General features: G+C 52.4%; 26 protein-coding genes. 21 read left to right on the plus strand and 5 right to left on the minus strand.

From position 1 onward, the window contains the following. Positions 1-898 precede the first annotated feature (898 nt). From V0288_RS23505 to V0288_RS23525, 5 genes are all read left to right on the plus strand, one after another. The gene (locus V0288_RS23505; protein ID WP_332867627.1) at positions 899-1,381 is read left to right on the plus strand and encodes a hypothetical protein; all 483 of its coding nucleotides are present in this window, start codon (positions 899-901) and stop codon (positions 1,379-1,381) included. Then, entirely contained in the window at positions 1,381-1,959 is a 579-nt protein-coding gene (locus V0288_RS23510) for a hypothetical protein (protein WP_332867628.1), read from the plus strand. Before V0288_RS23505 ends, V0288_RS23510 begins: the two co-directional genes overlap by 1 nt. Positions 1,960-2,094: 135 nt before the next feature. Further along, on the plus strand, positions 2,095-2,472 hold the full coding sequence (locus tag V0288_RS23515; RefSeq protein ID WP_332867629.1) for a hypothetical protein: 378 nt from the start codon (positions 2,095-2,097) through the stop codon (positions 2,470-2,472). A gap of 112 nt (positions 2,473-2,584) precedes the next feature. Further along, complete coding sequence (locus tag V0288_RS23520; RefSeq protein ID WP_332867630.1) at positions 2,585-2,746, plus strand: hypothetical protein; 162 nt, start codon at positions 2,585-2,587, stop codon at positions 2,744-2,746. A 70-nt stretch (positions 2,747-2,816) separates the two neighbouring features. After that, positions 2,817-3,044 (plus strand): hypothetical protein, encoded by a 228-nt coding sequence (locus V0288_RS23525; RefSeq protein ID WP_332867631.1) that lies wholly within the window; start codon positions 2,817-2,819, stop codon positions 3,042-3,044. Between the two features lie 272 nt (positions 3,045-3,316). On the opposite strand, the gene V0288_RS23530 is transcribed toward V0288_RS23525, so the two are convergent. Next, the gene (locus V0288_RS23530; protein ID WP_332867632.1) at positions 3,317-3,685 is read right to left on the minus strand and encodes a hypothetical protein; all 369 of its coding nucleotides are present in this window, start codon (positions 3,683-3,685) and stop codon (positions 3,317-3,319) included. 121 nt (positions 3,686-3,806) lie between these two features. On the opposite strand from V0288_RS23530, the gene V0288_RS23535 reads away from it, so the two are divergent. The 8 genes from V0288_RS23535 (at position 3,807) to V0288_RS23570 (ending at position 10,658) form a co-directional block, all read left to right on the plus strand. Continuing rightward, complete coding sequence (locus V0288_RS23535; protein ID WP_332867633.1) at positions 3,807-4,148, plus strand: hypothetical protein; 342 nt, start codon at positions 3,807-3,809, stop codon at positions 4,146-4,148. A 91-nt stretch (positions 4,149-4,239) separates the two neighbouring features. After that, positions 4,240-4,473 carry a hypothetical protein gene (locus tag V0288_RS23540; RefSeq protein WP_332867634.1) on the plus strand — a complete coding sequence of 78 codons (234 nt, stop codon included), beginning with the start codon at positions 4,240-4,242 and terminating at the stop codon, positions 4,471-4,473. Between the two features lie 244 nt (positions 4,474-4,717). Next, the gene (locus V0288_RS23545; protein ID WP_332867635.1) at positions 4,718-5,296 is read left to right on the plus strand and encodes a prepilin-type N-terminal cleavage/methylation domain-containing protein; all 579 of its coding nucleotides are present in this window, start codon (positions 4,718-4,720) and stop codon (positions 5,294-5,296) included. Between the two features lie 94 nt (positions 5,297-5,390). Next, a complete protein-coding gene (locus V0288_RS23550) occupies positions 5,391-5,723 on the plus strand; it encodes a zinc ribbon domain-containing protein (protein WP_332867636.1) in 333 nt (110 codons plus the stop codon). A 72-nt stretch (positions 5,724-5,795) separates the two neighbouring features. After that, complete coding sequence (locus V0288_RS23555) at positions 5,796-6,233, plus strand: single-stranded DNA-binding protein (protein ID WP_332867637.1); 438 nt, start codon at positions 5,796-5,798, stop codon at positions 6,231-6,233. A 68-nt stretch (positions 6,234-6,301) separates the two neighbouring features. Then, complete coding sequence (locus V0288_RS23560) at positions 6,302-8,725, plus strand: DEAD/DEAH box helicase (protein WP_332867638.1); 2,424 nt, start codon at positions 6,302-6,304, stop codon at positions 8,723-8,725. Positions 8,726-8,921: 196 nt separating this feature from the next. Continuing rightward, positions 8,922-9,818 (plus strand): tyrosine-type recombinase/integrase, encoded by an 897-nt coding sequence (locus V0288_RS23565; RefSeq protein ID WP_332867639.1) that lies wholly within the window; start codon positions 8,922-8,924, stop codon positions 9,816-9,818. 108 nt (positions 9,819-9,926) lie between these two features. Next, entirely contained in the window at positions 9,927-10,658 is a 732-nt protein-coding gene (locus V0288_RS23570) for a hypothetical protein (RefSeq protein WP_332867640.1), read from the plus strand. Between the two features lie 205 nt (positions 10,659-10,863). On the opposite strand, the gene V0288_RS23575 is transcribed toward V0288_RS23570, so the two are convergent. The 3 genes from V0288_RS23575 to V0288_RS23585 all read right to left on the minus strand — a co-directional run bounded on the left by V0288_RS23575 (position 10,864) and on the right by V0288_RS23585 (position 12,505). Continuing rightward, positions 10,864-11,304, minus strand: a complete 441-nt coding sequence (locus V0288_RS23575) for a hypothetical protein (RefSeq protein WP_332867641.1) — start codon at positions 11,302-11,304, stop codon at positions 10,864-10,866. Between the two features lie 394 nt (positions 11,305-11,698). Continuing rightward, a complete protein-coding gene (locus V0288_RS23580; RefSeq protein WP_332867642.1) occupies positions 11,699-11,968 on the minus strand; it encodes a hypothetical protein in 270 nt (89 codons plus the stop codon). Between the two features lie 138 nt (positions 11,969-12,106). Then, positions 12,107-12,505, minus strand: coding sequence for a hypothetical protein (locus V0288_RS23585; RefSeq protein ID WP_332867643.1), 399 nt, complete (start codon positions 12,503-12,505; stop codon positions 12,107-12,109). 79 nt (positions 12,506-12,584) lie between these two features. Here V0288_RS23585 and V0288_RS23590 point away from each other — a divergent pair, with 79 nt between their 5' ends. Together V0288_RS23590 and V0288_RS23595 are read left to right on the plus strand one after the other, a co-directional pair. Continuing rightward, positions 12,585-12,776, plus strand: coding sequence for a hypothetical protein (locus tag V0288_RS23590; protein ID WP_332867644.1), 192 nt, complete (start codon positions 12,585-12,587; stop codon positions 12,774-12,776). A gap of 64 nt (positions 12,777-12,840) precedes the next feature. Then, positions 12,841-14,106 (plus strand): hypothetical protein, encoded by a 1,266-nt coding sequence (locus V0288_RS23595; RefSeq protein WP_332867645.1) that lies wholly within the window; start codon positions 12,841-12,843, stop codon positions 14,104-14,106. A gap of 76 nt (positions 14,107-14,182) precedes the next feature. Here the strand turns inward: V0288_RS23595 and V0288_RS23600 are convergent, their stop codons facing one another. Beyond that, on the minus strand, positions 14,183-14,320 hold the full coding sequence (locus V0288_RS23600) for a hypothetical protein (protein WP_332867646.1): 138 nt from the start codon (positions 14,318-14,320) through the stop codon (positions 14,183-14,185). A 204-nt stretch (positions 14,321-14,524) separates the two neighbouring features. Between V0288_RS23600 and V0288_RS23605 the strand changes: the two genes are divergently transcribed. The 6 genes from V0288_RS23605 (at position 14,525) to V0288_RS23630 (ending at position 18,743) form a co-directional block, all read left to right on the plus strand. Further along, entirely contained in the window at positions 14,525-15,328 is an 804-nt protein-coding gene (locus V0288_RS23605; protein ID WP_332867647.1) for a DNA cytosine methyltransferase, read from the plus strand. Positions 15,329-15,365: 37 nt separating this feature from the next. Further along, the gene (locus tag V0288_RS23610) at positions 15,366-16,193 is read left to right on the plus strand and encodes a hypothetical protein (RefSeq protein WP_332867648.1); all 828 of its coding nucleotides are present in this window, start codon (positions 15,366-15,368) and stop codon (positions 16,191-16,193) included. Positions 16,194-16,292: 99 nt separating this feature from the next. Further along, on the plus strand, positions 16,293-16,646 hold the full coding sequence (locus V0288_RS23615; RefSeq protein WP_332867649.1) for a hypothetical protein: 354 nt from the start codon (positions 16,293-16,295) through the stop codon (positions 16,644-16,646). Between the two features lie 3 nt (positions 16,647-16,649). After that, positions 16,650-16,952, plus strand: a complete 303-nt coding sequence (locus V0288_RS23620) for a hypothetical protein (protein ID WP_332867650.1) — start codon at positions 16,650-16,652, stop codon at positions 16,950-16,952. 136 nt (positions 16,953-17,088) lie between these two features. Further along, a complete protein-coding gene (locus V0288_RS23625) occupies positions 17,089-17,637 on the plus strand; it encodes an HAD-IIIA family hydrolase (RefSeq protein WP_332867651.1) in 549 nt (182 codons plus the stop codon). A gap of 131 nt (positions 17,638-17,768) precedes the next feature. Further along, a complete protein-coding gene (locus V0288_RS23630; protein WP_332867652.1) occupies positions 17,769-18,743 on the plus strand; it encodes an AcrVA2 family anti-CRISPR protein in 975 nt (324 codons plus the stop codon). The last annotated feature ends 138 nt before the right edge of the window (positions 18,744-18,881 follow it).

Raw genomic sequence — 18,881 nt, forward strand, 5'->3', positions numbered from 1 at the left:
AGATACATGAGGTACGTTCTCGCGGTTGGAATCTTTTAGCGGTAAGGGTTGGTATATACTTCACCTTTACGAGAAAGGCTGTAGCTTGTCGGTTTTGTTTGATTTGGAGCATGATAGAAAAAGAAACGAATGCGGCCCGAGCCTTGATTATGGAAAAACAACACCGATGAGCCGAAGAAAATACAGACACTACCATAATAGATCCGATCTCGCCGAGTTAATGAGCCTCGTGGGTTTCTCAAGTTTAGCTGGAGGCGTAATTAATTTACTTAGGCTGACCGTGATATTGGGAGGTGTATACATGGCATTCAACGTTCAAAATATTTTCATAAATTTTGTCAAACATAACTCTCAGCCCGCTGAAATCAATAAGTAGAAGCCAAAATTATCGTGTTCTAAAGTTTCCTGACTCCTGACTCCTGACTCGATCGAAGGAAGAGAGCAACAGGGAGAAAAAGGGGAGAGAGCGAGAGGATATCAGGTTCCCACTGCGTTCCCCACCCCCCCAAACCCCCCGAGTGGGGGAGAGTTTGTTTACTTCCGGGGGCTAAACCGCCCCCGATGACCCCCGTGATATCGATCGATACATAGGGGTAGGAAGCGAGGCGGATCGAGGCGATCGAAGCCTAACTGTAAACGTTTAGAGTTACGGGAAATCCGGAGCGCGTCGATCGTCCGGGCGACGGAGCAAGGCTATCGGCACGGGCAAAGCTCACCCCCGTCGCTCCGACTCTCTCACCGGAAAATCAGAGGCCAAAAAGCGACCCGGCACGAGGCTTATCGATCGAAGGAAGCTCGTCCTGTTGATGCCACGTCGCCGGAGCGCAACAGTAAGACCGGGGAAAAGCATCAGCTAGAGCGTAGCGAAAAGCGAGAGCGATCGAGAAAATCGGAGCGGATGACGAGACTAATTTGCTCCCTTGTCGGGCGGGGGGGACTCCAAAGCTCACCGAAAAAGCGAAAGATAGTCTCGATCGCCCCCCCGCACCTCCGCGGTCGCGCCCACCCAAACCCACCCGGGCCGGAAACGCGACCGAAAGACAGAGGAGAAGTTGACACGGGTAGCGGTGTCCGGTTGTTGGTCGGTGGGTTTGACCCCCTCTGGTCGCCGGTCGGTCTTTGGCTCGCCCTGGCTCTCTGGCTTCGCTGTCCGCTCGTCGGTGGGGTGCGAGCCAGCCCGACCACTCCCGCCGGGGGTCCGTGGCTTACTGTGGCTGGTAGGTTGTCCGTGGGTGGCGTTGTTTCGGTCGGTGGGTGGCGCGGCTGGTCTGGCGCGGCCGGGGCGCTGTCCGTGGGTGTCGCGGTTTGTTTTGCGCGCGCCTGCGGCGCGCGCCCCGCACGTTCGTTTTTGGGGCTTTTTGTTGTTTTTGTCGCTAATTAATGGTAAAATATCATTATAGCGTTCTGGTTCTGCCCGTGGTTCCCTCTTCCGTCGCCTCTCTCGTTGCCGCCGCGTCTTCCGTTGGTTTTTCCGGTTCCCGTTCCCCGGTTGCGGCCTCTCTCGCGGCCGTCCGTTCTGTGGCCGCTCTAGTTCCCGCCTCCTGCCCGGTGTCCGTGGGGTGCGCGGCCGGTGTCGATGCGGCCGCCCGGTCTCTTTTCCCGTCGGCGCGGGTTTTCCAGGCCGCCTCGTTCGGGGTGGGTCGGGGTTCGTTCGCGGCCCGATCGGTCGCCTGCGTTCGTTCCCTTCCCCCCGGTGGCCTGTGGCTCTCGTTCCCCGCTTCCCCCTGCCCCCCCGGTCTCTCCCCGTCCAGTTCTTCCTCCCGGTGTTTCGCGGGGTTCGGCGCGGGGTCGTGGTCTTCCCTCGCCCTCGCGCTGGGGTTGGGTCTCTCGTGCGTCGTCTTCCTTCCCCCCGGTGTGCCGTCGCCGGGCTGGGGGCTGGTGTCGGTCGGTGGGGGTTGGTGGGTGTCGTCGCCCCCGCCGGTCTCGCCGGTCCAGTTGTCTCTGTTTTCGGTTTTGTAGTGTGCCTGTAGTGCGTTTGTAGCGGGGTCGCCCCCGCCTTTTTTATGGGGTTTTACCCCCTAGCAAAATGTGCTTTAATGATATTTTACCGTTAATTGGTGATAAAATAAGAGTATAGATTTTTGGAGACCCCCCATGTACCAGTTGAATTTATGCGATCGCGCCCTGATCCTCCTATCCGAGAGCGGCGAGCGACGATGGCCGGTTAACCCGCGCGATCGGGTGCGCCGTCGATTCCTCTTCTACCTCGCGGGAAATAATAAAGCCGAGCTTAAAAAAGTTTGCCAATATCTCGATCGACAAAGTTTCGAGATCCGTCCCACGAAAAGATTAAAAAACTATAAATGGGAATGCAAAATCGAGGGGATGGCGTGGAATGACGCGCTAGAATTAGCGATCAGTATGGGCGCGGATTTAAGTGCGTGCGTGCCGATCGATCTAAAGAATCGGAAAGTCCAAAAATATAGAAATTATTCGATCGAAGCCCTAGAAGCCGAGAAAATTCGTTATTAAAAAATCTTATTTCCCCCGTTATAATCGGGGGATTTTATTATGTATTTATTGATATTTTACCGCTAATTTATGATAAAATAAAAGGGTAAACCAAAAGACAAGGGGCGAAGCTATGGCTACCTTATCCCTAGAAAATGATTGGATCGAGATTGTCGGATCGACGATCGAAAAAGGCGAACTCGTATTAATTTGGCGGAGTTGCGATCGCTCCAAAACCGGAACGATGACCGTGACCAAATTAGTAGAGATCGCCCCGACAGCTTGCCCGTTCTAATCATCTTTGGCCTAGCTAACTGCAATTAGCTAGGCCGAGCAAACCATTCTAAATCTAATAGGAGAATAGCATGAATTCTAATCTAGAAAACGCCCTGAACCATTTATTCCTCGCCAAAGAAGAGAGCGAAAGTCTCTCTTTCGATCAATCCCGAATCCTCGAAAAAGCGATCGAGACGGTTTCCGCGCTACTGGCAGAACTCGAAAAAGACGAGGAGGAATGGACACCGCCGACCCCCTACGATTTCTCGATCGCCGACCTACTGATCGACGCTTGCGAAAATCCAGTTAACCCCTAGCAAATACCGGGGCGACAGCGATCGCCCCGATCGATCCCCACCATTAACCCCTAACAATTAACCTTATGATGCACCCATGTTATCGAGTTGTACCGTTACTATTCCGATTGTGCGGGGGAAAATACTACCCCCGAGCGGATGATTATCGCTACGGGTTCCCGACCGCACAACAAAGCGAATTCTACCACTGGCTTATCAGATATGAAGCCGATGTAAGCGATATACCGTTTTAACCACCATTAACCCCTAGCAAACCACGCTAGGGGAATTCTTTAACCCGCCTCGCGCCGACTCCCTCGCGGGGCGGGGGCTTTCTGTTGTGACCCCAACCATTCCACGAGGATATCGGCGATAAAGTCGCTCTGACTTTTCCCGGATGCCTCGATCGCCGCGTCCAATTGGGGATCGAGTTCGATCGGCAGACGGGTCGATCGCCCCCGGCCGCGAACCACGGGAGCGGGCGCGAATTCTCCCACATCATCGCGCTCGATACCCGGCGGGAGCGATCGGGACGGCCTAGTAATCGCGTCGGCGACATCCCAGCCCCGACCGAGCCGCTTATAAACCGTAGTCAGCGGTACACCATTGGCGATCGCCGTTTCTTTCTCAAGGGTACTGAGGATCTTTCCAACCTTGCCCATCTTTATTCACTGATATTTTACCCGTAATCTAGCGTAGCACGTTTTTATTTTATCGCTACATATTGATATTTTATCGTTAATGAGCTATAATGAGAAAAATAGAAAAAAGGACATCTAGCCAATGGAACTTAAATTCTTCCCCCAAGCGATCGCCACCGCGGAACGCGACCTACTCAACCGAGATCAGGATCTCGATGTGGCGATTCAAGCTCTAGCTTTCATAGAGTCGGAGATCGAGCGAGCGATCGCCGAAGATCCCGAACTCAAAAACGATCAGCAACGGAAGGCCAAGCGGCTCGAAATGCAGGGCGATCGGAGTTACACGGAAGCGCGGGACAGCGTGAAACGGGCTAAACATAAAAAAGGTTTAGCGGAGATCAAGGTCAACAAGACCCGAAACGAATTTATCGTTAAAAAGCTCGAATTCCGTCGCGAAATTGCCAATTTGGAGGCGATCGCGTAAGCCGAAGCGAAAGCCACCGAACCGGACATCTAGCCTGAGCCTAATCGGTGGCGATCTGATTGTAGCCTCAGCCCACCCATCCCCTAAAACCATGAAAACTTTTACCGGAACCTACAGCAAGATCGACGAGGCCATCGGGAACCTCACGAATGCGCAATGCACCGCGCAGGAGGAGGGAGGACTACCCTTCGATCTCGCGACCAAATTAGAGAAAGCGATCGAGTTGTGCGAGGAAATAATCGGAGAACTCGATCGGGAATCTCACGACGATCTGACGCGGGCGGTCGCCAAAGGCGCGGCGGAGCCGAACGAGCGTTACAAATAACGGGAGGAATCAAAGATGAAAATCGAGATCGATCGATTAACTTCCCCGTCTTGGAACACCCAAGTTAGCCACCGAGAAAAGACGAGAATCTGTCTTTATCTAAGATGGTTCTACCTAACGCTCTGGTATTAAATCTTTCAATAATCGAGCGATAGGATTTCCTCGGTCGCCAAGGGTGCGCCTAAGTCAGCGATCGAGCCTATCCTATCTCTCCCTTAACCCTAGCAATTTTCACAAAACTATCATGAATTCCCCCAAGCTAGGAACAGTAGACGGTCAATCTGGTTACACTCTCGCCGAATTATTGATTACAATAATTTTATTAACCATATTATTAATGATCGGGCTATCGTTCCTCTCTAGATTTATCGCGGAACTTCGCTTAAGGATCGCCATGTTTGAACTCTCCCAACAGTGGAAATTTACCCGGTTCGACGCGACGGGAAGCGGCGCGACCCCGGCCGCGCTCTGCATGAGAGAGACAGCGGAGCGGCGGATCGAGGTGGCGAAAATTCAGGGCGATCGATGCGAATCGGCCGGGAGCGAAGCGCTGGCGGAGCCAGTTCGGTGGCAATCCCTGACCGCGGGAGTCGAGATCGACGAGGAGAATTCCACCTTACGGCGAGTTTCGGGAGTGGCGGGCAATAGCGGCGACATTTACCGCGTCAGTTGGGCGGATACCCGCGCCGGGTTGGGCGGAGCGTGGGGGCAGTTAGGACGGCTGACCCTAATCGCGCCGGGGACACCGGCTAAAAAATGCCTCTTTCTATTTAACACCGATGGCAGTTGGAACATTCGCGAGGATAGCAATTGTAATCGGTAATCTTTCGGCCATAGAACCTCGAATAATTTTACGGTTAACCCCTAGCAATCTTCCCATCTAACAATTAACCCCCTAGCAATTTTCAAAAATCATCATGAATTGTCCAAAATGCGGAAACCAAGACGTTTATAGAAAACGTCTCGAAAGCCTAACCATTTACTGCGATCGGTGCGGTCATCAATGGGAAGGAAATCAAGTCAGAAAGTCTTTAGCGAACAGAAAAACGTGGTCGAAAATAGAGAGAATGTATATGTATGTCTCGGTTTGGCTCTGCCCGAAAGATAAAAGTAAATATTCTTTCGGAATCAGTAACGGGCATGGCATAGTATATTTTAAAGAATTTCCAGAAGACCCTTATGTTAGCGGCTGTTATAACTCGATCGAGGAAGCGTTAACCGCGGGAATGGAAGAAGCGAAAAGCGAGTAAGTTTCGGAGTCGATCGGGTTGGCGGATAGCTCGATCGACTCCCTTATTAACCCAAGCGCAAAAATAAAGATTATGGCCAATAATACCAACACCGAGATTCTATTAGCCCGATTAATCGGGGTGATCGACCGATTAGATAAAAACCTCGATCGCATAGCCACGGCTCTCGAAAAAAGTATTCCCGAGAAACCAGCCCCAAACTATCGGCTAAATATCGACAAATTCCCTACTTTCGACTGGAGTTCGATCGACGCGGTAGTGGAAAAAGGCGACAAATACGGAGCTTCAATCGTGCTGTGGGACGGGAAGCGATTCGCCCGACGTTCCCCCGATAACAGCTACGGTACGGATATCTGGTTCTCGCGCGCCTGTGGGAGACAACCAGACGGGCGCGTTAAATACGAGCGGCTAATCACTTTCTCCAAACCCGAGGAGAAAAAGATTCGGGCGATCTGGCAGAGCCAGCGCTTCGCTCCCAGCCGGGAGGCGGAGGACGCGATCGGCTATTAATCTATAAACGTTTACAGTGAATCGTGATATCATGTTAACTATAAACGTTTATAGTTATGGGCGGGAATATGGTAGCCGAGACCATCGAGCAATCCGGGGTCAGAAAGCGAGAGGAAAAGCGATCGAGCGTGATCGCGTTACTAAACGATCCCGACTGGCAGAACAGAAGCGATCGGGCTATCGCGGACCACTGCAAAGTGTCCGCCGCGTTCGTCGGCAAAATGAGGAAGAAGTTAAATCTAGGCACGAACGAGCGTATCGATCGCAACGGGACAACGATTAAAACCATCAATATCGGGCCGAAACCCAAAACGACCGCGGGGGAAAATAACGCGGCCGGCCCGATAACCGTTGAAGCGATCCGGGACTTCATGACGAGAGTAGCTTTCGGGATGACGACGGCCTCGATCGACGAACTGCTACTGCTCAGACACGATCTAGAGATGGCGATCGCTCAGGTAAAGGAGCGAACTGGCAAAGCCAGCGCTTCGCTCCCGAAGGATAAGCGACTGGAAGCGGCTATCCTCTACCTCGCGGGCCGGTGCGATGGCGCGCGCCAAAAGGACGGGGTGGGATTCAACGGAACCGACACGAAATTCGGCCACTGGTTGGCCGACAGGATCGCCGAGGGGAAACCCTTATTAAAATCCAACGCCGAGGCCGGGCTGAAGATGATCCAGAAATATCGGAAAACCCAGCTAGAACCGCTCGGGTACACCCTCCCCGAGTGGGAGGCGATCGAGCATCAGTACCCCGATAAATTCAAGAAATTCGAGAGAACCGAAGCCAAGGGAGAACCCCAAGCCGAGAAACGGATCGAGATCGTCGGGGGCCGCGTCGCCGTCTATCACCCTTACGACAGCACGGGAGCCTTTAACCGAAAAGCGAAATCGATCGACGGCTGGGAGTTTTGCGGGGAAAAATCCGGAAAACCCGGATACGATAATAGCTGGCGTTACCCCCTAGCAAAAATTCTCGAAATTCTGGAAACCTTCCCCGCGCCCGACTACTCGATCGATCCCGAGATCGAGGGAATCCGGCTATCGATCGAGGCCGAGCGAGCGGCGGAACTGGCCGAAAGACAGAAAGCGGCCGAAGTGGCCGCGGCGGAGATCGTGAAGCTGGTAGAAGCGGCGGATCTCGACTCTCCCTTGAAGTGCGGGTGGAAGCTGTTCGCCCATCAAAAGGAAGCGGTGAAATGGTTACTCGCGCGCCGGATCGGGGGAATCCACCGCGGGGGAATCCTCGCCGACGATATGGGCCTCGGAAAAACCGCCTCGGCTCTGGTGGCGGCCAAAGCGATGGCGCGGGTTCACGATTGCCCGGTGTTCGTGATCTGCCCCGCGTCTCTCCGGGCGAACTGGTTGAAGGAAGCGGGGAAAGTCGGGATAAAAATCGAGGTTTTCAGTTGGGCGCGGATTCCCAAGCCTCTAGAAGCGCGAAAATACCTCGTTATCGCCGACGAAGCGCACTACGCGCAGGACGAAGATAGTCAGCGGACTAAAGCGTTACGAGAACTCGCGGACAATCCCAACTGTCTGGCCGCGTGGCTTCTCACGGGAACCCCCATCAAGAACGGGCGACCGATCAACCTATTCCCCCTATTGCAGATCACCGACCACCCGATCGCCGCGGATCGCTGGAAATATCAGAGATATTATTGCGAGGGACATCACAAACCGATCGGGAGAGGCCGCGAGGTGTGGGATAACTCCGGCGCGGCCCACCTTGACGAACTGGCGCAGAAAACCGAGGACGTGATCCTGAGACGGAAGAAAGCCGAGGTTCTAGACCTTCCCCCGAAACTTCGATCGCTCGTTCCCGCGGAACTCGATTACAAGAGCGAGAAAGCGTATTTAAAAGAGATTAGCGAAGAGGTCGAGAAATACTGGCAGAGAGTGGCGGCGAAAGAAGTTAAAGAAGGAGCGGAAGCCCTCGTTACCATTAATATTCTCCGAAAAACGGGAAGCCTCTATAAAGTGCCGGCGACGATCGAGCGCGCGACGGAGTTATTAGAGCAGGGTCAATCGATCGTGATCTTCACCGAGTATCTGGAATCCGCGAAAGCCTTACACACCGAGTTAAGCGAGGTCGCCCCCTGCGAACTACTCACCGGGGAAACGGAGCGGGACGAGAGACAGTCGATCGTCGATCGCTTCCAAGCCGGCGAGAGTAAAATCTTTATCGGGACGATCAAGGCCGGGGGAGTCGGGTTAACATTGACAGCGGCGAGTAACGTGATCCTCGTCGATCGACCCTGGACACCGGGGGACGCGGAGCAAGCCGAGGATCGGTGTTACCGGATCGGGCAGGAGAACACGGTCTATTGTTTCTGGATGCAACTCGGGACGATCGACGAGAGAATCGACGAGCTTATCGAATCCAAGCGGGAGAATATCGAGATCGTGCTGAAGGGCAAAAAACGCACCCTTCCGAGCTTGGCGAATCCCAAAGACCTCGCGATGGAACTGATGGAACTATTACGGAAATAGGGGAAACTCCTGTAGCAAAATTAGGGAATATTTTCTCCCTATATGGCAAATAACCACGAAAATAGGAAAAGATCGAGAAAATCCGAACCCGGTAAATTTCCCGACCCACGACCCTGACGCGGGGAACGATCGGGGTCCCGCGCGCGAGAGGGAAAAGCGGCATCGTTTCACCGGGATCTCGCGCCGATCGAGTAGGATGAACACAACAAAACGCGTTTTTTGTTGTGTTGGCATGACCCTGACCACCTACCCCCGATTGACGGACGCGGCGACCGACGAGGAACTCATCCGCTTCTGGCTCTCCGATAAATCGAAAACGACCCGAAAGACCTACCGGACGATCGCCCGTCAGTTCCTCGAATTTACCGGGAAACCGCTCGCCGATACCCGGATCGAGGATATCCTGTTGTGGTTAGAATCGTATCAGTTGCGCTCGGCCTCCCGAAACACCGTTATCAATAAACTGGCCGCTATCCGTTCCCTGTTCGGTTTCGGGATGGGGACGGGCTACCTCGCGGCCGACCCGACGAAAATGATTAAATCCCCCAAAGCGATCGACGCGTTGAACGAGAGACTCCTGATCGAGGAAGAGGTTAAACGGCTCATCGAGGCGACCGAACCGGGACGCGACCGGGCGATCGTCAAACTGCTTTACGTTCTCGGCCTGCGGATTTCCGAATTGACCGGGCTGAATTGGAACGACTTCCGCGAGAACAACGACGGCGCGACGGTGACGATCCGCGGCAAGGGATCGAAAACGCGAACGTTACTACTCGATCGATCGCTGTGGGACGAGATCCGCCAACTCCCCCGCGGGGAGAAAACGACCGCGGTATTCCTGTCGCGACTGGGAAACCGGCTCGATCGTCACGCGATCCACCGGATGATTAAAAAAGCGGTAGAAGCGGCGGGAATTAACCCCCATACCTCCGCGCACTGGTTGCGTCACGCCCACGCCTGTCACTCTCTCAAACACGGCGCGGGGATCGAGTTGTTGAGGAAATCGCTCGGTCATAGCTCGTTAGCGACGACGAGCCGATATCTACACGTCAACCCGGACGAGTGTACCAGTCAGTTTATCCGGTTGGAGTGAGGGGCGCGCCGAAGGCGATCGGGGGAACTGGATCTTAAAAACTTACGGTAGGAGAATAGCTAAGAACATCTATACTAAGATAGAGATGTTCTAATCCATTCTTGCCTTATGCCGAAACCCGACGAACCCGAAATCAGTACGTCAATAGTCCGAGCGATCGCCGATACGGAAATTTCGGACGCGATCACCGAGCTAGGAGATATCACGATCGATCTTTTTCTCAACGATAGTTTTTTACGCGATCTTCCCGTTTTAGGATTTCTCCTAAAATTCATCAGATCCGGGCGAGATATCCGAGATTATTTTTTCACTCGAAAAATTTTCAAGTTTTGTCAATCCACCAAGCTAACGGAGAAAGAGAGAAGTAAATTTAGTGAAAAACTGGCAGAAGATCCGAGATTCGCTCGCGATACGGGAGAAAAATTAATGATTATTATCGATCAATTGGACGAGATCGATAAAATTCCTATGCTCGCGAAACTCTTTAAAGCTTATATCGACGATAGAATCGATCGCGCCCTATTTCGACGTTTAGCGAGCGCGATCGATAAAGCTTTTATCGACGATTTAAATAGTTTATTAAAACTTGAAGATCTGTACGAAAGACCTCCGTTTTTTAAACAACTGCTCCTTTCCGGACTAACCGAAATGTCCGATCAATTATCCGTCACCAACTGGGAAAAACAAAGGGCGAGAGGTCGGGGACTTGCCCCCCTGCGTCCTTCGAGCGTTCATCCATTTCAAAATTCTAACGATGATTACGTCAATCTCCGATTTGAGGTAAGCGAGTTAGGAAAACTATTTATCGAGATCGTGAAAGAGACGGAAGATAACGGTTAATCGAGCGAACCCGCGAATCACACTTATTTCCCGATCTGCTTGTAGCAGCGCTTCATTTTCACCCCGATCTCTCCTCCGGTAACGTTGATCGAGCGCGATGACTGCTTTTGACACCGTGGGGTTAGCCATTGTCCCGTGTACTTGGCGAGCTTGTCGGATGAGCGCAGGGGTAATTCAGTTAGAGCGAAGGAGCGAACGTTTTTCTTTATCGGGGAATAAAAAGCTTATATCTTTTCAGCAATACAAAACCCGATACCGCTATAATCGGTAATCCTGCAAAAGTCAAAAAATAGCTTCCAGTGATCGTAAGATTGTAATAACAAAAAGCGAGTCCGTACCAGAAAGCCATCGAACAAATACACATGACTGTTTTTTCAACAATCTTTAATCGGCTGTAGAGAGAAGCTTCAACAAATTGACTAACTAAATTACTCGATATTAATAAAATAAAAATTGTCAAAGATTCTTCCTGTGATTTGACAATAACAAAGTGATAGAAATAAGCAAATAGGGTAATCATCCCTCCAAAAACAACCAGAAATATTATAAAATTTCGTCTAGTTTTTATTTTTGTCGATAAGATAAAATTATAAGCCAAGGTTACAAAAGTAGCCAATAAAGCTTCTATAATTAACGAAATTTGCACATTCATCTGGAAAGTGAAGATAAAAGACGATCAATTTTTATCTTACTTGATCGCTTGAAATCCCTGTCGAGCGATCACCCTCGCCCCGACCCAATACTTCTCGGATAGTGTCGTTGACCCGTTCACAAGGAGATTGAAACCCTTATGATTCCGTAGGCGAGAAACCCGAAAAAATCTTTAACCAAGAGGTATTGCGCCCCGACCTTTCCCCCCCAATAACGTTGATCACTTCCCGGCACTCTAGGCGACGATCAGGGGAACCATCGCCTAGAGCGCGCTCGCCCGATCGCCCGTCGCGATCGACTCCTTTTCGAGAGAAACCCGATCGCCCCCTCCGGCGGTCGAGAGCGGCGAGACGGATTCCCCCGAAAAAGAGGAGAGAAGAAATCCAACCTCAAGCCTGATGGGTAAGGATATACTGGGCGATCGCCTGAACGATCTCACTGAGAGCTTCCGGGGGAATCGCTTCGAGAACGGTTTTCAGATCGCCGGAATTATTACTATTAATCTGGATCGCCGGGGCGTGGGAGATCAGGGGAGACCCACAAAAAACGATCGTCGCCCCCGGCTTGATCAGCGAGAGAAGACGCGCGCGCTCCTCGGGACTCAGACTTTCAATCTGCTGAAGAATCGTTTCTGCCGTTATTTTGCCATTTTCAAGCATAGCGAGCGCTGAAGGAGAACCGTCCATTGGCGAAAGAGTGTAAAGAGTAACACGTAGTAAATGTACTCTCTATTATATTTTCCCGAATCTGTCACGAAAATCTGACCATATCGATCGCTATCCGGGGTCTCGCGGCGATCAACTGGCGCGTCGTGCCGCCTCGGATTGGGATAACCGAATCGCCGCGGCCATCATCAACGCGGCGAACTCCGAAGAATCCAGACTATTAACGAACTCCTCCGGCGAGATCGTCATCCGGCGGGACTGCCCGGAAAGCTCGCGACAGAAAGCCTCGAAAAATCCGGGGTCTTTCGCCTCGATCGCCGATAGTATCTCGACGAAATCGCACAGACGCGGGGAATCTTCCCCCGTCCGAATCCGGGAAATGCTGTTAGGGGTTCTGCCGGTCCACTCGGCTATTTGTTTTCCCTGAAGTCCCCGATTTTTAACAGTTTTAGCGAAAATCCGATTGAAAATCTTCGGATCGAGCGAGCGATCCGGGGTGGTGCCGATATCGGGACAAGTTTGGACAACCATTAAAAAAATAACCCCTAGCAACAATCGTAGTGCTACAATAAACCTCGTAGGTTGATTCTATCCACTAGGTAAACCCATTATGGCACGAAATCCAGAAATCACCAAACGGGAAGTCCCGATCGGAGAGCGGGGATTAACGAGAAACGCTAAGGAATTAACGATAAACGCGGGAGATCCGAGAGGTTCGATACCGTTAGCCGGGATGACGGCGAAGCCCGAAGCCATTAGCGGGCGCGTCGGCGAAGCGATGAGGCTCTCGAAAAAGTCCTGAAAAGCAACATAGCCCCGTCCGGCAAGACTGGGGGCTACGTTCTCATTTTTATTACCACACCACCATGATAAACGAAAAACCGAAATCCGAAACCTTCTTTAGACTGACCCCGGACGTGAGAGACCGACTGCTATCGGCAGAGCTAACCGCGGCGGAGTGGCGCGTCTGGTGCTATCTAGTCAGCCTCGACCCTTTCGGCGATCGGGGCGCGAAATTCGTTCCCGCCGAACTGATGCTTAAATGCTCGATCGGGAAGTCCAGCTATTTCACGATCAAGGCTAAATTTCAGAAATTAGGATTATTCGATTTTAAAGACGGAATTTCAAGGGTTTTCAACCTTCAAGGCGAGTCCGGGATTTTGGAGTCCGGGATTTTGGAGTCCAAGATTCCGGACTCGGAGTCCGGAATTCCGGAGTCAGAGTCCAAGATTCCGGAGTCAAAGTCCAAGATTCCGGAGTCAGAGTCCGGGATTCCGGAGTCGGAAAGCCCGAAACCCTTACCCCGCAAGGCTTCTAAAAGGCCTCAGACTATTCAGACCATTCAGACTATTCAAACCATCCAGACCGAGGGGGGTGGTTTGCATTTTCAAGAGAAGGAAGAGACCGTTACATCCCCAGCGAACTGGCAAAGCCAGCGCTACGCTCCCGATCCCGCACCCCCCGATCCGATAACCCCTAGCAAGATTTCTAACACCCTACTCGATCGACTCACCGAACTGGAGATCCCGATCGATAAAAAGATCCGGGAGGCGATCGCCCAATACGGGGAATCGCGAGCGTGGGGAGCGATCCGACACATCGAAGCCACGGGGGAAACGATCCATAACAAATATGGTGTTTTTCTCTATCAAATCCCGAAACAACGCGAGGAAAAGCCATTAAAGAAACTATCGAGCGAATTTCTGGAATGGTATCAGTACGCCCGCGGCGAAATTGTCGAAGACGTTGCGCCTGAACTCCTGCCCCTCGATCGATACCGCGAGCCGTTGGTGAGATTGCGATCGAGACCGAACGAACTGATCGAGTGGCGACGGGCTAAGTCGGGAGAAAGCTTAGAGCCTTGCACGGGCGAGGCATTGAGGGCGGCGATCGAGAAATTAAACCCGGCTCTCCGGGAAAAGCTCCAGAAACGGCAACCGGAGAAAGCGGCGAACTGGCAAAGCCAGCGCTACGCTCCCGCACCCCCACCAATTCCCGCCCCCACGCCCGAAGAGATTCCCGTGGAAGCTCCCAAGGAGAACGAGGAATTGAGGGCGGCGATCGATAAAGCTCTCGAAAATAATCCCGAATTACGGGAAAAATTACAGAAAGCGGGAGGTAATGAAGGATGATAGCCGCTCACGATAGTCAATATTGGTGGTATCGCTCTCATTCGGTAGAGTTCTCCGGCTTAACGTGGGAATTCACCTATACCGAGGCGACGGCGAGCCGATCGATCTCCACCACCGACGAGAACGGGAAATCGATCGAACTGAATATTCCCATCAAAGACACCTCTAAATTCTCGTCCCCCCGCGCTTGGCTGGAGAAATGGGGGAAAACCAAGGGGAAAGCCTATATCGAGGTGAGAAAGAACCGAATATCGGAACCGAAAAGCCTCCTCGAAGCTCTCGACGAGGGACTAGAGATAACCCCTAGCAATTGTTCGCATAGCTGGGTGTTCTGCCGAAGCCTTGACAAATATATCTGTGAATATTGCGGAGAAGAAACGAAAAATCTCGAAAATCAAACCCCTAGCTTAGAAAAATCATGTTTATCAATACCGAGCTTACCCATCTCGACAGTTTCGCCGGAAGTGGCGGGTTCACCGTCGCGGCAGAACAAACCGGGCGCATCAAAACGATCCAAGCGATCGACAACGACCCTGACGCTCAACTCGTCTGGTGCGGAAACTTCCCAAATATCCCTATTTTCGGCGACATCAAAGACTTTCGCGGGGAACGGGGAAAATACGACATCATCACCTGCGGGTTCCCCTGCACTGGCACAAGCAACGCCGGAACGAAAACCGGACTCGCTCACCCCGAATCAGCCCTCTGGCGAGAGGGAATCCGACTGCTTATCGAATGCAGACCCCGATTCTTTGTTGTTGAACAGCCTGATGGAGTTGTCGATCGAGGACTTCGAGCGATTCTTGGAGGACTCAGAATGGCGGGATATTCGTGGGACGATCCGCAAATCATCAAAGCGGAAGAATGCGGAGCGGGACACCGCCGACCCAGATTATTTATTATTTCCTACCCTAACGAGCAATCGGGGCGTTACCAACAGACCCGCTGGCCACAGCAGATGCGAGAGATGGTGGAGAGGGCAAGGGCTAGTCAACAGTGGCTTAGAGTTGCAATTGAGCGCGCCAGCGATGGCCGCTATCATGGGCTTTCCCCTCGGCTGGTACAAGGCTCTAGAAGCCGAGAACTCAAACCCGCAGAATACAGCACCGTCAAAGATACCCCCGGCAGAATCCGGGCCCGATACCTCGCAGGTCGCGCGGTCACGCCGGCCCAAGCGCGGATCGTCTTCGATCGAGTCCTCTACCTCCACGACCTCGGATAGCGCGGCGACGGCCAGCCCGATCGAGAGCGCCCGAAGTTTGCTAGGGGTTAACTCCTCGATCGAGAGTGCCAGAAGTTTGCTAGGGGTTAACGAGCCGAGCGAACCGGTTGAAAGTGCCGGAAGTTTGCTAGGGGTTAACGAGCCGGCGGTGGCGAACTGGCAAAGCCAGCGCTCCGCTCCCGAGGGAAACACTGCCGAAACTTTGCTAGGGGTTAAGCCGTGGAACCCCGACGACTTCCGGCCTCTCACCTACACCACCGACGAGGAAGGGCAGTTAACGATCTTCCCGTCGGAGATCGAACCCCCCGACCCCGACGATTACAAATCGATCGAGGAATACGAATCGGCGTGGCGGGAGTGGGAGAGCGGACAGCCCGAGCGACAGCCCCCGAGCGAAGAACCGCCACCACCCGCGTTAACCCCTAGCAAATGTTTCTCGTGCCACTTCGCCGAACGGATTCGATCGAGTCCCCTGTTTACCTGCCTCGCCGACGGGCATTATTTCACCGAGGCGACGGCTAAAGAGTGCGAGCGATTTACCCCCGCGGGAAAATTAGAGACAATCCCCAAAGACCCGACAGCCAAGCGCCCGCGCCGCCCGCGAGGGCAGGGATCGGGGAGCTTCATCACCACCTACGCGAGCCAGTCGAAATACGGGAAGAAATATCCCCAAATCTCCTATCAGGTGGAGTTTGGCCGGAAGAAGCGATCGATCTATCTCCCCGAATCGAAGGTCGAGAAGGTTCGGGAACTCGATCGGGCCGGGAAACCGATCCGGGAGATTCTGGAGTCGATCGACAGCCCGAAATCACAGAAGGTTTTAGAGGAATATAAAGAGTTTCTGAAAAGTAAATTAGGAGTTTGAAATGAAAGGTCTATCAATCTATGGCGGATGGGCTTACGCGATCGCCTACGGTCACAAAAGGTCGAAACCCGAACACGACACACGAATTATCGAGGAAAAGTGTTAATCTGCGCGGGGAAAAAGCACACGAACGCGCTACACAAAATCTATTACGAACTATATCAAAAGTTTCCCGATGATTTGAGTTTCCTAAATTACATCAACACTCAAGCTGTGCCTTTAGGTGTCGCGGTAGCGGTGGCGAATATCACGGACTGCGTACCGGCTGAATCGATCGAGCCACAATTATCGGAGATCGAGAAGGCTTTAGGAGATTATCAAAAAGGGATGCGCGCGTGGACTTTAGATGACATTAAAAAAATCCAACCATTTCCTATCGTGGGACAACAATGGTTATTCGACATCCCTGACAACATTATCCAAGTTATCCAGAATCAAAATCAAGGAGTTTAAGTCATGCACTCTCCATTTATTAAAGAAGAGTTTCAAAAAATAGCGGGGGAACCCTCACCGCCCTGCTATTGCGGCAATTGCAAAGACGAGGATGATAACGATAGCCCCCTATTATTCCGTTGCGAGGGATGCGGAAGAATGATGTTTAATTGCTACGGACAGGCCGATAGATTCTTCGATTATTGCGATTTCTGCGCGGTGGCTCTGGAAGAGGAAAGCCCCGAAATTCATACTACAGACGAGCGGACACGAGAAAAACTTCTCGATCTAGGGAGACTGATAAAGGAACGCATGGAGAGACTGTAAACATTTATAGTTCCCCATCTCCCATCTCCCATCTCCCTATCTCCCCATCTCCCTATCTCCCTATCTCCCCATCTCCCCATCTCCCCATCTCCCTAACCTCACCCATTTCTCTAAATAAAAAGGAGCGTACACGGCAATGGCAAAAATATTACTTCTCGACCTCGACGGTACGATCCGGCGAACCAAGAGCGGGAAAACTTTCATCAACGAACCCGAAGATCAAGAACCCATCGAGGGATCGATCGAGGCACTCGATCGCTATCACGCCGACGGTTATCGAATGATCGGTATCACCAATCAGGGAGGGGTAGCGGCCGGGCAAAAATTTCTACAGGACGCGATCGACGAGCAGATCCGAACGTTAGAACTTTTCCCCCAACTGTCCTACATCTATTTCTGTCCCGATTTCGAGGGAAAATTCTGTTATCTTGTCAGTCGAGAAAATTTAGGCCGCCCCGTGCATACGGAATGGGCGGCGCATTGGTCGGGAAGCTTCAGGAAGCCGAATCCCGGCATGATTCTCGCGGCCTTATTCAATATCCAAAACGGGAAGAATCCGATCGAGGATTGTTTATTCGTCGGCGATCGACCCGAGGACGAGGCCGCCGCCCGAAACGCGGGGGTTCGGTTCCAGTGGGCCGATCGATGGCGGGAAGTTAACCCGAGCGCGAAAGTCACCGATTAATCGCGGTCGCCTCCGTCGATCGATTTCTCGAAGACGATCGCGCGAGAACGAAGCCAATTCGAGGGATCTATCCCGCGCCCCTAGAAGCTCGGTTTATCGGTATATTCGGTATCAGCGAGGGAAATCTATCTATGAGCGTGAGTTCTGACCGAGAGATCGCCAAAAAGCTGAACCAGCTTACCCGGCAATCTCCCTTTTACAAAAAGTTCAACGAGCGGCGCTACGGTCACGTTAAAGGCTATATCGAACACGAGGAAGTCATGTTCGCCCTCGCCCGCACGATGACCGGTTATCAATACTACGATAGCTCCATCTTCGAGCGTGATTTTACCCACAAAACCTCGATTATCACGCTCGATCGGGCTTATCGGGAGGGGTTCGGTTCTTATTGGTTGGGGGGGGAACTATTCGAGGCGTTCTTGAATACGTGTCTCCCGTCCGCGATCGGCAATATCCGACAGGTAATCCCGAGCGGGGTTTTACTCGTTCCGCCCAAACTCAAGAACCCGGACGGAGTACCGCTAAAATGGCTCTGTTTTTCCCACCGGATCGCGGGCGACACGATCCCCCCGATCCGAACCCTATCCGACACGCTCTACATCCAACCGACCGTAGAAGAAAGCTTGAGTTGGGTGACGATCTTCGAGGACGGTACCCAATACGGGGTTAACCGACATCTCAAGATCGAGAACCATCAACTGGATTTTCACGATGACAAGGTTTATATTAACCAATCTCTAGAATATAGAGGGGCGAATACCGACACGACCACGGAAAAGGAGTTTATCGATCGGGTGACGGAGTTGTTAATTCAAGTTCTGCTTTACCTACAACGCCCCCGCTCGCTAGAGGAATCGGTAGCCGTAACGGGAACCGCGCGGACAACCCGGCGGGAAACGACCGGCAAAAAACAGAAATTGACCCCGATAATGATCGGCCGGGATTACCGGATCAAGAGGGAGAGAGTATCGATCGAGACCGGGGGCGATCCCCGATCGATCGCCACTCACTGGCGACGGGGATTCCATCGCTGGCAACCCTACGGCTCGCGTTCGGAACCGACATACGAACTGATCTGGATCGAACCCACGTTAGTCAACGAGTGAGCGGCGCAAATCGATCGATAACCCCTTGAAAGTTTTTGCGCTTAGGTTAACTTTAACGCTCTCTTCAACGGGAACCCGATCGACCCGAATTCTATCATCTGGTTTTAAAGAATTATGGCAATCTGGTTTTATGGCAAT

It is taken from the genome of Pannus brasiliensis CCIBt3594 (assembly GCF_036688125.1).
GTDB lineage: Bacteria > Cyanobacteriota > Cyanobacteriia > Cyanobacteriales > Microcystaceae > Pannus > Pannus brasiliensis.